The sequence below is a fragment of the Leptothrix toolikensis (SeqCode) genome (assembly GCF_057922285.1).
This window is the reverse complement of the sequence record NZ_JBYSVC010000017.1, coordinates 1-15265: the sequence shown is the minus strand read 5'-3', so window position 1 is coordinate 15265 and position 15265 is coordinate 1. Positions and strand designations below refer to the sequence as shown.

Genomic DNA, 15265 nt, shown 5'->3' with positions numbered 1-15265 from the left:
CGGGGAGCTCATGGTGCGGTTACTGCATAGCGCTGATTGGCAAATCGGGCGCGCTTTTGCGAAAGGGTTTCTGCCGGAGCATGCTCATGCGCTGGCTGAGGCCCGGTTGCAGGCGGTGGAGCGTTTGGCGGCGCTGGCCACGGCGCAGCGGGTGGACATGGTCATCGTGGCGGGTGATGTGTTTGACGCCCAGACCGTGGCGGACCGAACGATTCGGCGGCTATTCCATGCACTGGCTGGCTTTGCGGGGCCGTGGATTTTGTTGCCCGGCAATCACGACGCCGCTTTGGCTGAATCGGTTTGGACCCGGGCGCAGCGCCTCGGCGCAGTACCGGCCAAAGTGCATTTGGCCTTGAAACCCGAGGTGTTGTTGTTTCCTGAGCTGAGCTTGGCCGTGCTGCCCGCACCCTTGACGCAGCGCCACAGCTATGGTGATTTGAGCGCTTGGTTTGACGCCGCCGAAACACCCGAGGGTTGGTTGCGTGTCGGTGTGGCCCACGGCGGAGTCCAAGGTCTCTTGATGGAGGGGCTGGATGCGACCAACCCCTTGGCACCGGATCGGGCGGCGTGCGCGCGGCTGGACTACCTTGCGCTAGGCGACTGGCACGGCTGCAAACGCATCGATGAGCGCACTTGGTACAGCGGCACGCCCGAGCCAGATCGGTTTAAAGCCAACGATGCGGGCCATGCTTTGTTGGTGGGAATGGATGTCCCGGGGGCTGCGCCGCAGGTTGAGCGTGTTCGTACCGCGCAGTACGCCTGGCAGCGCATCGAGGTGGTGCTGCATGTCGCCACCGACGTGGATGCCCTGATCGAGCAACTTGAAGCGCTGGGCGCACACGATGTGGTGGACTTGAGTGTGCAGGGCCGCATCGACGGGGCCGGTGAGCTGCGTTTGAACGCCGCCTTGAGCCAAGCCGAGGCGCGGCTGCGGCACCTGAACGTCGAGCGCAGTGGCTTGAGTTTGGCGCTGAGCGACGAGGACATCGCAGGCTATGCCGAAGCGCTGCACGCCGATGGCTATATCGCCGAGGTGATGGCTGAGCTGCGCGCCACGCAAAGCCAAGGAGGGCGTGCCGCCCAGACCGCCCAAGACGCCTTGGCCTTGTTGAGTCAGGTCTTGGCTGACACGGAGCCCGTGCGATGAACGACGTGCCGCTGACTTCTTCCATGCACATCACCCGCTTGCGCGTGGCGCAGCTGCGTCAGTTTCGAGCGCCTTTTGAGCTGCGTGATTTCACATCCGGTTTAAACATCTTCAGTGGCCCCAACGAAGCGGGCAAAAGCACGCTGGTGCGCGCCATTCGGGCGGCTTTTTTTGAGCGCCATCGCTCGACCGTGGTGGATGATCTGCGCCCCTGGGGCGACAGCGCCGCCGCGCCAGAAATTGAGCTTGATTTCGAATTTGCCGGGCAGGTATGTCGGCTCAACAAGAGCTTTTTGGCCAAGAAACGCTGCACCTTGCAGGTTGATTCAAACATCGGTTCAACGTGTTTTGAAGGGGTCGAGGCCGAAGATCACTTGGCTCAAATTTTCGGTTTTGCCTTTGCAGGCAAAGGGGCCAGCAAGAGCGAGCACTGGGGTATTCCGGGTTTGTTGTGGGTCGAGCAGGGCACGGGGCAGGATGTCCAACTCGCCGCCCAGCATGCCCGCGAACACGTGCATGACGCGCTCCAACAAGGTCAGGCGGCCGGATCCGCCTCCATGCGTGCCGCCGCCGGAGCGTTGGCCGCCACCCGGGGCGATGTGGTGTTGGAGCGGCTCCGCAGCCAGCGCGCTGAGCTCCTCACGGCGGCCGGCAAACCACGCGCGGCCTACAGCGCCGCCATCGAGCAGGTCGAACTGCTGAGTGCGCAGTTGGCGGTGCTCGACACCCAAATCACGCTTTACCGCCAACAGGTCGATCAGCTTGCCAGCTTGCGTGCTCAGCACCAAGCCGAGGACGTTGCCAAGCCTTGGCACGTTTGGCGCATACAGCTCGAAGAGCGTCAACGCCAGCAGCAGGCGCTTCAGGGCAGCGAACAGAACTTGGTGGAGGCCCGGCGGCGGCACACGCAGCTGGTGCAACAACACAGCCTGCTGCTGCATCAGCTCTCGACCTTGGCCCAGCAGGAAGACGATGGCCGCCAGCGCGCGCAGCGCCTGTTCAAGCTGGGCGAGGAGATCGACGCCGCCGAGGTGCGCGTGGTCGATACCCGCTTGCGCCTGAATACCGCCCAAGCGCAAGCCAGCGCGGCCCGCCACGCTGTGCAGCAAGCCCATCAACACAGCACGCGGCACGCTCTGCACACCCAAGTACAAGACGCTCAGGTGCAGGCCGAGCGCAGCCAGCAGGATCTGGCCCGGGCCGAGACCGAACAGGTGCGCTTGATCCAGCTGACCGGCCAAGCGACGGCTTGTGCGATCACGCCCAAGGCGCTCAAAGAGCTGCAAAACCTAGAAAGTCGTCGGCGTGAGTTGAGCTTGCAACAACAAAGCCTCGCCACCCGGCTGGCTTTTGAGCTTGTTCCAGGCGTGAGATTGAGCGTTCAGGGCGCGGAGGCGGTCTTGCTGCGCGACGTCGGTGAGCGTTGGCTGCTGGCCCCGACCACGCTCGATATCCCCGGTGTGGGCCGTTTGCACATCAGTCCTGGGGGGGCGGATCTGGACGAGCGAGTGCGTGAGCTGGCTTGTACAGAAGACGCGCTGCAACGCGCCTTGCAGCGCGCCGGGTTGCCGGATGTCAGCGCCGCTGAAGCGCGTATGGCGCAGCACAAAGACATCCAAGCACAGATGCGGCTGGCCGATCAGGCTGTGAACCTCATGGCCCCCCAAGGGCTGGATGCCCTGCGCCAAGCTGCCGCTCAAGCTGCTGCGCGCCTACAAACCAGTCAAGCGGCCTTGAGCGCCTTGGACACATCCCCCGCCGCGCAGCACCCCGCGCATGTCGAAGGCGGCAGCACCCCGTTACCGCTGGACGAGGCCGAAGCGAGGCAGATCAGTGCCCAAGCCGAGCTCGATGCCGCCCGTCAAGCCCATACCCAAGCGCTGCAACAGCAGGCCACGGCCCAAAGTCGCCGCGAAGACGCGCAGCGGGAATGGGCCACCAGCCGTGCGCTGCTTGAGCAGCCCGGTCGCCCCCAAGAGCTGGCCCAAGCACAGCAAGCACTGCTGGTGACCCAAGCCGAGCGCGACGCCGTGGCGGTGCGTATCGAGTTTGAGCAAGCGCAGCTTTTGCAAGCGCGCCCTGACATCGTGGCGCAAGACATCGAGCGCTTGGGTCGCAGCATCGAGCACGCGCAGCGCAGTCAACAACAGCGCCGCGAGCAGATTTTGGTGTTGGAAAACACCTTGCAGCAAGCCGGGGCGCAGGGCCTTGAAGAAGCGCGGGCCACCTTGGCCGGTGAGTGCGCGCGGGCCGAGCGGCGTCAGACCGAACTGCAACGGCGCGCCGCTGCCCTTGATTTGCTCTGCCAGAAGTTAGAGGGCCAACGCAGCGCCACGCTGGCCCGGCTGCAAGCCCCCTTGCAGCAGCATCTTCAGCACTACTTGCCGCTGCTTTTCCCCCAGGCCACCCTGCATATCACCGAGGATCTGGTCCCTGGTGGTCTAAGCCGCCAAGGCCGTGCTGGCACTTTGGAAACCGGCGACTTCAGCGCCTTGAGCTTTGGGGCACGCGAGCAGTTGGGCCTTATCAGCCGTTTTGCCTACGCCGACTTGCTGCGCAGCGCCGGCCGACCCACCTTGCTGATCTTGGACGACGCCCTGGTCCACAGCGACGAGCTGCGCCTAGAAGCAATGAAGCGTGTGCTCTTTGATGTCGCCACCCGCCACCAAGTGCTGCTTTTTACCTGCCACCCCGAGCTGTGGCAGGACATGGGGGTGGCGATGCGCCATCTGGATACAACCATTTTTAAATGGCGTTGAGAACGGTATCTACTTGTATTCTCGGCTTTACAAGGTTGTTGCGCGGATCGGTAATGGGCACGCCAGTTAACGTTAGCGCACCAAGACCATCACTAACGGTTAAATTGAACTTCTTTTGCTTCATGATGGCCCAAGCTCCAGCAACCTGCGGTGCAGCCATGGATGTGCCATACCAAGAAAGATAATCCCCGCCAGGGATGGATGACGTGATGACGGCACCTGGAGCCAACAAATTTATAAAGGGAGCTGAATTTGATTCGCAAAGTATCGAGTCTATACTCGATATACTGATATTATTGCCAGCGCAATGATTGTTGTAATTGGGCAAAGAAAATGTAGCACCAACGCTGATGGCGCTGGATATGCAGGCAGGTGCATCCATGCTATCTATAAAGCCATCGTTCCCCGACGCAATAATGGTCGGTATATTCACTGAGCGCAGCGTGTCGATGATGGCTTTGATGGCGGCATTGGTGGCGTCGCAGGTCGCCTGACTAAAATATCTGCCGCCGCCCAAGCTCATATTGACTGCCGCAATGTTGTACGTATTGCGCAGCGCATAAACTTGTTCCAATCCAAGAATTTGATCTGATGTATAGGTTAATACACAGGGTGTGGCCGAGCCACAATTAATCACACTATCAAAACGCGAAAATACTTGAATGGCGATCAGCACAGCATCTTTGGCGATGCCCGTGAAAGTGGCATTGGTTCCAGCAGCGATGCCCGCGACTGCGGTACCGTGACCACATGCCCCTGCGGGACAAGCACCCGCATAAGGCATGGCCGAGTCATTGGCGGTTGATTGAGCCACGCCTCCTAGACAAAGCGAGGTGGCACCATCGGCGGCGTTATTGGTCGAAAAACAGGCCTCTGAAACCACCTTACCAGCCAGAAAAGGGTGGAACTTATCGACGCCAGAATCCAAAATAGCAATAGACTGCGCCATACCGCTGAAACCCATACTCCACGCTATCGAACTTCCCGTTACGGCAACGCTTCCAGCATCGGCAAGTTTTGCGACTCGGTCTTCTTCGATAAAAACAACCTCGTTAAGTTTGCTCAATGCCAGTAATTCATCTGGGTTGGCCTCCATGGCCATGAATGGAATGATGGCAAAGAGTTTCGGTTTTGTTTGATGATTGTTGAGTGATGCTATTTTATGAAGGACTGCGGATTGCATGGTTGCAATTTCTTTACGTTGCAACGTAATATTTTCTGCATTCAAGGCTCCTTCAGGAGTGATCGCAACTCTTACCCCGATGATGAGCCTCACCGATCCATGCTTCGCTGCCAGTTGCTGCAATGCTGCCATATTTTGAGTGGCAAGATATGCATCTTGGGATTTATATGAAAATATAAAAGCTACCCCACAAATGGCAAGCACTAAAGACAAATGAAGAAAGCGACGCAACAAGCCAGAGCGCAAAAAACTTTCAAGCCGCCGAACTTGGTGTTTGCGAAAGTTATCTTGTAGGTCATCAATGAGTTTTGTCATGAAAATCTCCTGGTATGATTTTCTTAGCGAGCGTCATGCCTATTATGGCAAGTTAACGACAACCGATCCAGTGCTTCCTCCCGTGGTTGTCACAGCGCCACCTGTCTGGGTATTGGGGGCTCCTTGCAAATCAGCGCCTGCCAATATCCTGCCTGTAACCGTGGTGCCGCCGGCAAAGGTGACCGAGTTACCAGCCATGATGGTTCCTACAAAAATAGTATTATTCTGAATAGGTCCTGTAGCAGCAGGAAAACTAACATCGCCCCCTAACGGTGCGCCATCCGCTAACCTCGGTGTACCGATCTGCCAAAATACATTTTTGGCTTGTGCGCCATGAAGAAGCACGATTTGAGTCGGCGTACATACCACGGGTAAAGGGGTGCAGGCGACGGTGGATCCCGTGATCGTCAAGCTGCTACCGACTTGAAAAAGCCAGACCGCATTGGTATTGCCGAAGGCATCAAGGGTCAGCGTTTCGCCACTTCCCAACACCATGGTGCTGGCACTTTTATAAATACCCGGTGTCAGATGCAACCCGCCCAACGCGCCTGGCCCAGGAATCAACGTTGCCCCTACTTGCTGCGAGGCCCCCATCCACGCTGTATTCAGGGCGGTTTTGATGGCACGTACCTTGGCATTGAATGCGGCACTGTTCGTGGCAAAGTAACGCACGGTCAGCCCTGTTATGTTTAAGCCGTTGGGGATATTGACCGGCGGATTGATGGTGTCGATCAAACCCACCTCCAATCCACAACTGTCCAGTTGAGCTATACCCACGACCACGGGAGCGATGCTAGACGTTGCTGCGGCAGGAACCGACGTACAGGTTGACACGGGGGCGTCCATCACGACATCGCCCCCAAAAGTGGCCCCTAAGGATGTCGTCAGACCTGCCGAGGTGGTTAATGCGTATGGGTTGAGTATCTGAGCGATAAGCGGTGGCGATATGGCTGGTGGACCGAGTGGCGCACCCAACCGACCTGGAGAGGCCGCAAGACTGGTGCCGTGTGCAACCACACGGCTTGCTGCTCCACCAGATAAACCACTCGCTAGATCAGTTTTCCCACCACCGCACCCTGTCATCGTCGCAGTCGTCAATATCGCCATAAGCGGCATGATGCGTCTTATAACTATATTATTCATGATCATCTCTTATCTGGTAGTCAATGGGAATCAGCAGATATGCTCAGTATCCGTGTTCGTTATCCTATGTTCTGTGCGCTGGATAACACACACGTCTTTATCGGAGGCGAAAAAACAAAAGACCGTCTTCTGACGGCCTTTTGTTGACTACTGAAGAGATGAAAAACAGTATTAAGGAGCGACCGTATTACCAGACAAGGTCACGCTGGTTTGTGCCATCAGTTTGCCGTGAACCACCGCACCCGCAGCGAGTGTGATGCTTGTTTTAGACAGAACAACCCCGTTCAGCGTGGTGTTCGTTCCAAGGGCCATGACCCCAGCGACTTGCCAGAACACATTTTTGGCCAACGCCCCGCCAGCCATAACCACCTGCGCACCACTACCCGCAGCCGCCCCACCAGTCAGGGCAACGCCTTGAGCCACCTGAAAGACCCAGACATCATTGGCCGTCCCTGTCAGGGTGATGATCGCGCCTACGGGAATAACAACGGGTGTACTCCACTTATAGACACCTGGCGCAAAAACCGTCCCAGTCGCAATCGTTCCACCCTGCAATTCGGTAGCGGTTGCAGGATACAGCGTTGCATCAGCAGCATAGTTGTAGGCATTTTGCATATTGATGACAGCGGCATCGACCAGCGTTTTATCAACTGCGGTGCCTTTATAACATGCACCAACGTGTGCCGCATCAACGCCATAGATGAATCCGCTACCAACGACCTGATTACAAAGGACGGTATTCATCGCCGCAGCGGTGATCGGGCTAGAACCAATATTGCCCGTGATCACTGAACCGCCAACATCCGTGATCCCTGTACTCGAAAGAATCTCGAAATTACCCGCTGTTCCCAGCGTCACTGGAGAAATGCTCGCGGGAGGTATACCCAAGCCACCGCCTGGTGCCCCTGTGGTATAGATAAAGTTGTCATTCCCATTGTGGGTGAGCGTGATCGGATTCGATCCCGATGCATTCACCATGACACTGCCATTTCCAGTATTGGTTACGGTCACCGCAGCCGTTGCGCTGCTGTTGATCGTCATCGCTCCATTGCCATTATTGGTTGCGGTAACACCTGCACCCGTATTGACGATGGTGATGGATCCCGTGCCAGTTTCGGTGGCGGTATCAAACCCCGTACCATTATTGGTCACGTTGATGAAAGCAACGCCCGTCGGATCATTCACTGTGGCAGTGACTGCACCCGCATTGCTGCCAGAAATAATAATGTTTGAATTGCCGAGCGCACCACCGAGACCCGGGATTGCAGTGGGTCCTGGATAAACATGCGAAAGATTGTCGCTATAAACCAAGGTAAGCGGTGTTGTACCCGTGGCATTCACGGTGACATCACCATTGCCTGTTTGAGTCACAGTCACAGCACCCGTGTCCGTGCTGTTGATCGTCATGGTCCCAGAGCCAGTATTGGTTGCCGCCATCACCTGACCATTATTAACAATATTGATTGCACCCGTTCCAGTTTGGGTCGCAGCCACATGGGCACCATTGTTGAGCACGTTAATCGAGCCACCACCATTGAGCACTGGAGCGACATCGAGTGCATTGATACCCGTCACCGTGATGCGAGTATTGGCATTGACGGCCATACTGCTACCAAGACCACCCGTTGCCGTCGCAGCGATGGGGTAATTGACATTGCCATCCCCACTAAAGGATAGCGCAATCGGCGTTGAACCCGTGGCATTGACGGTGGTATTGCCATTGCCAGTACGGGTCACGGCCACTGCCCCTGTGGCTGTGCTTGTAATGGCCATGACGCCCGTACCTGTGTTGGTTGCGGCTAAGACCTGACCATTATTGACTACATTGATGGTTCCAGTTCCAGTTTGAGTCGCAGCAACATGGGCTCCATTATTGGCCACGTTGATAAAACCGCCTCCCGTGATCACTGAGGCGACATCAGCCGCTGTGCTACCCGATACCACAATATTGGGATTGGTGCTGCCACCCAGGCCCGGTGTGAGAACGGTAGTATCTATGCAAGCAGCATGAGCCACATCGGCAATGGCATTATGATCTAGGCCATCGGTGTAGGTACAGGCAATTGCAGAACTGCCCGTTGCATTTACAGTGATATTGCCTTTGCCAGACGAATTTGTGACCGTCACAGCGCCCGTCGCGTTGCTATTAATGAGCATTGCACCCGAACTGGTATTGGTTGCAGTAAGCACGCCCCCATTATTGACAATCGAGAGTGTTCCCGTACCTGTCTGCGTCGCTGCAACATGGGCGTTGGAAGGGCTATTATTGACGACGTTGATAGAACCACTGGTTGTAATACCAGCAGCAGGCGGTGTCAGCACCGCTGCCACATGGGTGGCAGCAGTACCTGTGACCGTAATATTGGGTCGGGTTGGATCTACAGAATAGGCTGAACTTATACCACTTACGGTTGATAGCGCAATTGTGGGGGCTAAGCTTAAAGGTACGCCGATTGGATTGGGTGTGACAGGTGTACTTACACTCCCGCCACCACTGCACCCAGCCAATAGAGCGGTCATGATCACTGAAAGTGCAAATGTCTTATGTTCGACGTTTCTTTTGGAACTGTTCATGATGTATCTCTTGAAAAGATTTCCATACAGAATCTATTGAAGATTATTGAATAATCTTCTCAATAGAGAATCTCGAAAAGTGACCGAGTGAACGAAGAATAGACGGACAGTGAAGGAAGTTCTGTGCGTTATCGCACAAAGCCGTTCAGCACTCAGACCCAATGAACGTCCCAAGGTGTCGCAAAGTCATTGACACGTTTCGCAACGTTGATTGGGTGCGCTGGGCGATTTACATCACAGGTGATAGTGCGGGGTAATCCACGTAGCCCTTTTCACCGCCGGCGTAAAAGGTGTTCGGGTTGGGGGCGTTGAGCGGGGCGTTGCGGGCGAAGCGTTCGACCAAATCGGGGTTGGCGATCCACGCCACGCCGTAGGCCACGGCGTCGCACTGACCGGCTTCTAGGAAGCTTTCACCCTTGGCTTGATCAAGCCGGCCGTTGCTGATCAGCGGCATGTGGGCGATGGGCCGGAAATGCGCGCTTACATCGGCAATGGCGTGCGGGTTGCCTTCGATCTGCTTGAGGTCCATCACCTCGCTGAGGTGTAGATAAGCCAAACCGTAGCGATTGGCCCCGCGCACCACGTGCTCCCACATGGCGACGGTGTCGGCCTCGACCGTGACGCCGTGCATGCCGTTCATCATCGGATTCAGGCGGAAACCCACGCGGTCGAGCGGCATGACCTTGGCGATGGCGTCGAGCACCTCAAAGAAGATCCGCGCGCGATTCTCGAACGAGCCGCCGTAGGCATCGGTGCGGGTGTTCGAGCAGGCCGAGAAGAACTGATGAAACAAGTAGCCGTTGGATGAGTGAATCTCCACGCCGTCGAAGCCGGCGTCCATGGCGTTCTTGGCCGCACGGCCAAAGTCAGCCACCACGGCTTGAATGTCTTCAACGCTTAGGGCACGCGGGGTGACGGTATCGCTCAGCCCGGCCCCGTCGAACATCTTCATGGCGGGGTTGATGGCTGAGGCCGAGACCGGCGGTTGGCCGTCGTGGTACTGCGGCAGCGACAACCGGCCGCAGTGCCAGAGCTGGCAGACGATTTGGCCGCCTTGGGCATGCACCGCATCGGTCACGAGCCGCCAGCCGGCGACTTGTTCATCCGACCAGATGCCGGGGGTGAAGGGGTAGCCCCGGCCTTGGGGCGAGACGAGGGTGCCTTCGCTGATGATCAGCCCGGCGCTGGCGCGCTGGGCGTAGTAGCGCACCATCAGCTCGTTGGGCACGGTGCCCGGGTTGATGGCGCGGCAGCGCGTCAGCGGGGCCATGACGACGCGGTTTTTCAGTTCAAGAGCGCCTAGACGGCAGGACGAGAGCAGGGTGTTGGACATGGAAGCTTAGGGTTTACCTTGGGAAGAAGGCGGGATGCTACCGCCTTGTCCAAGTCCTGCGGTGTCCCCTGCCATTGCCAACTCCAGAACGTCAACACGCTGCAAAACAGCGCACTGGCCACGAGGTTGTGGTTGTTCTTGACCAAGTCCGGCCCATGTCCGGGGATACGGCCGCTGAGCATGGTGCCCGCTTGGTGAGGGCCGCGCAGCCAGCTCAGCAAGGCGATCAGCCCGAGATGCAACCCGAGGATCAGCACCATGGCGTTGGCCACCAAGGCGTGGGCGGTTTCGAGCCCCGTGTCGCTGCCGTGGCCCAGCCATTCATCCCAGTCGTCATAGATCGCGTAACCGCTGAGCGAGAGGGGCACCACCAGCAGCAGCAACGCCGCTCCGGCGCTGGCCATCAAAAGGTTTTGACCATGCCGCATGCTGGGCTGGCCTTGGCGCAGGCCTTGAAACCAGAGCGACCAGCCAGCCAGCTTGTGCGTGAGCAAACTTAAGCGGGCTTGACGCGGGCCGAAGATGCCCCAAAGCAGCCGAAACACCAGCAAACCGGCCAGGGTGTAGCCCAAGGTCAGGTGCATCAAGCGCCAGCGTTCTGAGTCACCCGTGAGGTAAGCCCCGGTGAAGCTGAGGGCGAAGAGGGCATGAAACACCCGGATCGGGGCGTCGGTCACGCGGCGGCTGGGCGAGGGGGCTTGGGGCATGGCCTGGGTGTTAGCGGGGAATACGGACGCGGTGTTCATCAAAGTCCCCTTCGGGCGCACCGCTGTGGCAGGCCGTGCAGTTGCTCGGGCTTTTGATCGAAGCGCGCTTCCAAAAGCCATCAGGAACTTCGTCGTGCTTATGCTGAAACCAAGCTGTGCGGGTGATGCGGTCTTCGGGCGGGGTGCTGGCGGCGCGCTCCTGCCGATCACTGCGGCTGGCGGCGTTGGCTTGCAGCCAGCGGCTGATGGGCTTGGCATTTGCTGCATCGACCTCGGCATCGGTGCCGAAGTGCTTGCCGAGCCCGCCCATCAAGCGCGCCCAAGACGCCGCTGGCAGCATGCCAGCCGGGAAGGCCATGTGGCAGCTGCCGCACTCTTGCTGGTAAGCCGGCAGCATGGGGGCATGGGCGGTGCGATGCTGGCCGTCGTCGTCATGGTCGTGATAGTCGGCCCAAGCCTGCGGACCCAAGCCCATGAGGGCCACAACGAGCAGTTTGGGGAGCATGTGTTTCATGGTTTGAGGCTTTGGAGATAGAGCAGCACATCAGCTTTCTCGGCGGCACTGCATTCGCGATTCAGCACATCTTTGCAGTTGCGCCGAAACCATTTCTCGCTCTTGGCGCTGTCGGTGAAGCGCTTCGGGTTGAAGGCCGGGGCGAGCGGTTCGATGCTTTTGCCGGTGCTAGCGTGCTTGCCCGGCCCAATGGGCGGGTCGCCATGACAGGTGGCGCACGACCACACATCGCCATGTTTGCTGTTGAAAAACACCCGCCCCCGCTCAGCCGCTTGAGCCCATACACCGTCACTGAGGAGGCTGAGGCTGAGCATGCATAAGCTCATCAAGACAGAGCTGGCGATCCGGCGACGGCAAGGGTTTTCCATAGGCCGCCATTGTTGAGTAACGAAGCTGTGACTTTCCTGAACAGGGGCCTTACCGATGCCCTAACGATGCCCTTGGCACTGCGCAGCTCAGAACTCCACCGCAAAGCCCACGCCGTAGACCGAACGGATCAAATCACCGTCGGGCCAAAGAGGTGCCAGTTTGCGGCGTAGGTTTTTCATGTGGCTGTCTACGGCGCGTTCACTGATATCGAGGTTGTCTTCGTAGATCAGATCAAGCAGCTGGGTGCGCGAAAACACCCGCCCGGGGCTGGCGGCCAAGGCTTGGAGCAGCTTGAACTCTTTGGGCGTGAGCTCTAGGCGCTGACCGTGGATGCGGACCTGCCAAAGCGCAGCATCGATCTCGATGGGCGGCGCGCTCAAGCCGCTGGGTCGGCTGGGGTGTGGAGTGGATTGGCTGCGGCGCAGCACGCTTTTGACCCGAGCCACCACTTCACGCGGTGAGTAGGGCTTGCAGATGTAGTCGTCGGCACCGAATTCCAGGCCGATCAGGCGGTCAATTTCTTCGACCCGCGCGGTCACCATGATCACCGGCAGATGGGAGAACTTGCGCACCTCGCGCAGGATGCTGAGTCCATCCAGCCCCGGCAGCATCAAGTCGAGCAGCAACAGATCGGGCGGTGCGGCTTGGATCTGCGCCAAGGCACGGGCACCGTTGCCTTCGATCTCGGCGTTAAAGCCATCGCGTTGCAGGTAGTCCAGCAGCACTTGGGCCAGATCGGGCTCGTCCTCGACGAGCAGGATGCGGCTGGCGGGGACGTGGGCGGCAGAAGGTGTGGGCATGGACATGTCAGCGCTCCAACGGCAAGTCGATACGGATGGACAAGCCACCCAAGGCAGATTTCTTGGCACGGATGGTGCCGAGATGGGCTTCGATGATGGTTTTGCAAATCGCCAAGCCCAGACCCGAGCCGCCGTGCTCCCGGCTGCGTGAAGGCTCAGCGCGGAAAAAGCGTTCGAACAAGCGTGGCATGGCCTCGGCGGAGGGTGCTGGGGCGCTGTCGTCAAACTGCATCAGCCAGCGTCCATCCCGCACGCGTGCTGAGGCTTTGAGCTTGCCGCCGGGATGGGTGTAGCGCAGGGTGTTTTCGATCAGGTTGGCAAAGACTTGTTGGAGTCGGTTGGCATCGGCCAAGACGCAGCCACTGCCGGGCAACAAGTCGCTGCTGTCGAGCTCGATCTGAGACCGATCCAGGCGTGGCTTGAATTCCTCCAAGGTTTCGTGCAGCAGCGCGATGGGGTCCAGTCGGCTCAGTTCCAAGTCCGTGGTGGGGTTGTCACGGTCGAGGGTTTGGCGCAGGTCATCGACCATCTTGCTCATCTGCATCACATGCTTGAGCAAGCGCGCCAAGGTCTTATCGTCGGCCACACGCACACCGTCTTGCAGGGCTTCGATTTCAGCGCGCAGCACGGCAATCGGTGTGCGCAGCTCGTGGGAGCTGTCGGAGACCCACTGGCGGCGGAATTCTTCGGTGCGCGCCAGCATCTCGGCCATGGCGTTGAAATCGCGGGCCAACTCGCCCAGTTCATCGTCTTGCTCGACAGCCATGCGCTGCCCAAATCGACCATTGGCGATCTGCCGCGCCCCTTGGGCAAGGTCACGGATGGGTTTCAAAAATTGGCGCGACAGCCCCCAAGCCGCTATCAGCGAAAGCACCAGCGCGCCCAATCCCGACAACAAGAGGCTGCGTTTTTGGGTGGATAAGAAAGCCGCGTCGCGCACCGCTTCACTTTCTGGGGCTTCTAACATCAACCAGCCCACCGTTTGACCCTGGTACTGAATGGGTCGTTGGCCGCCCACCCCATGCGGTCGGGGCTGGCCGGCTAGCACCGTGCCGTCTTGATCGCGCACCGAAAGACGCGGGCGAATGTCGAGTAAATCGCCAGGGCGGCCCCCTCGCTGCGGATCAGGATGGGGTCCTAAATGGGGGGGGCGATCCTCCTCGCGGGGCCGGGGTGGCAGTGACCGGGCGACACGTTCGGTGTTGCGGTCCCACGGTTCATCGCTTTGTTGAAGGAAGGCCCAATTTTGTCGCTGGCCATAGGCGGTCTGGAGGTTGTTGACCAGCCCATCGAGGTGTGCCAGTTCAGTTTCAACCACGTAGTGCCCGAAGCCTTGTTCCAAATGCCAGCGGGTCAAGCCGAGCAGCAGGGCCGCCATGGCTGCGGCCAAGGCGAAGGTGGCAAGGAAGACTTTGCGTTGGATGGTCAGACGAATCATGAAGCGGTCAGGGTGGGGGCGGCGAGATCGACCGACCAAGCAGGGACGCCATGGTCGCCGTGGTTGCCAAAACCTGCAAGCCCGGCACGGATCGCGGTCTGACCGGCGATGCGCAGCTCAAAGCCCACGGGACCTTCCTCTGGGCGCAGCCAGACGGTCGTTTCTGCTTGCATGGCCCCGCCCAGCAGCGTCAGCCGGTGTGTGCCGCTCTGAACCCAATGAGCCTGTTTGGCGTCCCAATGGCGGCGGTAGTGGCTGTGGAGGTTGTCGCCCAAGGGATGACGCAACACCCGCCGCAAACGCTGCAAGGGCTGCATCGGTAGCAAGTCGATGCTGGGTGCATCGCACCACGTGCCATCGGCAGCCATCAGCGGGGTCAGGCCGAGGCTCAAAGCAAAGGCATCCAAGATCGGATCAGGTTGACCTGAGCGTTGATGCAAAGCAAAAAGTAGATCGGTGTGTGTGGCCGCCATGCGCGCACCACGGTCTGAAACCAACGACGGGTTGCCCAAGACATCCAGCTCGACCCAGAGGGTCCAAAACTGGGTGCCGATGCTAAAACGCCAGACACGGCCCGCAGGCAGGCTCAAGGCTTGGGTGAGTGCAGGATGGCTGGCCGGCTGATACAGGGCTTGCCCTTGGTGGGGTGTGCCGTCGAGCACAAAACGGCCACCGTCTTGCTGATAGCCGGTCAGATGGAACGGGCAGGTCGGTGCTCCTAGCCAACCGCCGCGCTGCACATGCAGGTGCAGATGCGGCTGGGCTGAGCGGCCCGAGTTGCCGCAGCGCCCCAGCAGCATCCCGGGCACCAGCCATTGCCCTGGCAGCACCAAGAGGCTGCCTTGGCGCAGATGGGCCAGCAGCACGTGGCGGTCGTCTTCGGCTGCGCCGAGCCGGATCAGCACATGGTTGCCCCAGTTTTCATGCAGGTTGATCTCACCCGGGGCGTTGTCGGGTAAGTCATGGCGGCAAGACACTACCCA

Annotated in this window: 11 protein-coding genes and 1 pseudogene; 2 read left to right on the top strand and 10 right to left on the bottom strand. The window is 59.0% G+C overall.

Annotated elements, in window-relative coordinates:
- The first annotated feature begins 10 nt into the window (after positions 1-10).
- Positions 11-1147: a metallophosphoesterase family protein gene (locus tag AC3VI7_RS04420; RefSeq protein WP_489669334.1), complete on the top strand. Its 1137-nt coding sequence runs from the start codon at positions 11-13 to the stop codon at positions 1145-1147.
- Positions 1144-3906, top strand: coding sequence for an AAA family ATPase (locus AC3VI7_RS04415; protein ID WP_489671220.1), 2763 nt, complete (start codon positions 1144-1146; stop codon positions 3904-3906). The genes AC3VI7_RS04420 and AC3VI7_RS04415 overlap by 4 nt, the downstream gene beginning before the upstream one ends.
- Here the strand turns inward: AC3VI7_RS04415 and AC3VI7_RS04410 are convergent.
- From AC3VI7_RS04410 to AC3VI7_RS04365, 10 genes and pseudogenes are all read right to left on the bottom strand, one after another.
- A complete protein-coding gene (locus AC3VI7_RS04410) occupies positions 3893-5404 on the bottom strand; it encodes a S8 family peptidase (RefSeq protein WP_489669332.1) in 1512 nt (503 codons plus the stop codon). The genes AC3VI7_RS04415 and AC3VI7_RS04410 overlap by 14 nt on opposite strands.
- Before the next feature lie 42 nt (positions 5405-5446).
- Positions 5447-6139: an ice-binding family protein gene (locus AC3VI7_RS04405; protein WP_489669331.1), complete on the bottom strand. Its 693-nt coding sequence runs from the start codon at positions 6137-6139 to the stop codon at positions 5447-5449.
- 579 nt (positions 6140-6718) lie between these two features.
- Positions 6719-9121: an ice-binding family protein gene (locus AC3VI7_RS04400; protein ID WP_489669330.1), complete on the bottom strand. Its 2403-nt coding sequence runs from the start codon at positions 9119-9121 to the stop codon at positions 6719-6721.
- Positions 9122-9350: 229 nt separating this feature from the next.
- The gene (locus tag AC3VI7_RS04395; RefSeq protein WP_489669329.1) at positions 9351-10454 is read right to left on the bottom strand and encodes an alkene reductase; all 1104 of its coding nucleotides are present in this window, start codon (positions 10452-10454) and stop codon (positions 9351-9353) included.
- Complete coding sequence (locus AC3VI7_RS04390; RefSeq protein ID WP_489669328.1) at positions 10421-11200, bottom strand: cytochrome b/b6 domain-containing protein; 780 nt, start codon at positions 11198-11200, stop codon at positions 10421-10423. Before AC3VI7_RS04390 ends, AC3VI7_RS04395 begins: the two co-directional genes overlap by 34 nt.
- Positions 11172-11675: a diheme cytochrome c gene (locus AC3VI7_RS04385; protein WP_489669327.1), complete on the bottom strand. Its 504-nt coding sequence runs from the start codon at positions 11673-11675 to the stop codon at positions 11172-11174. Before AC3VI7_RS04385 ends, AC3VI7_RS04390 begins: the two co-directional genes overlap by 29 nt.
- Positions 11672-11944: pseudogene (locus AC3VI7_RS04380) on the bottom strand (DUF1924 domain-containing protein); the annotation flags it as partial. The pseudogene AC3VI7_RS04380 and the gene AC3VI7_RS04385, both read right to left, overlap by 4 nt.
- Positions 11945-12130: 186 nt before the next feature.
- The gene (locus AC3VI7_RS04375) at positions 12131-12850 is read right to left on the bottom strand and encodes a response regulator (protein ID WP_489669326.1); all 720 of its coding nucleotides are present in this window, start codon (positions 12848-12850) and stop codon (positions 12131-12133) included.
- Between the two features lies 1 nt (position 12851).
- Positions 12852-14282 carry an ATP-binding protein gene (locus AC3VI7_RS04370; protein ID WP_489669325.1) on the bottom strand — a complete coding sequence of 477 codons (1431 nt, stop codon included), beginning with the start codon at positions 14280-14282 and terminating at the stop codon, positions 12852-12854.
- On the bottom strand, positions 14279-15265 hold a 987-nt coding region (locus AC3VI7_RS04365; RefSeq protein ID WP_489671404.1), incomplete at its 5' end, for a M23 family metallopeptidase. The genes AC3VI7_RS04370 and AC3VI7_RS04365, both read right to left, overlap by 4 nt.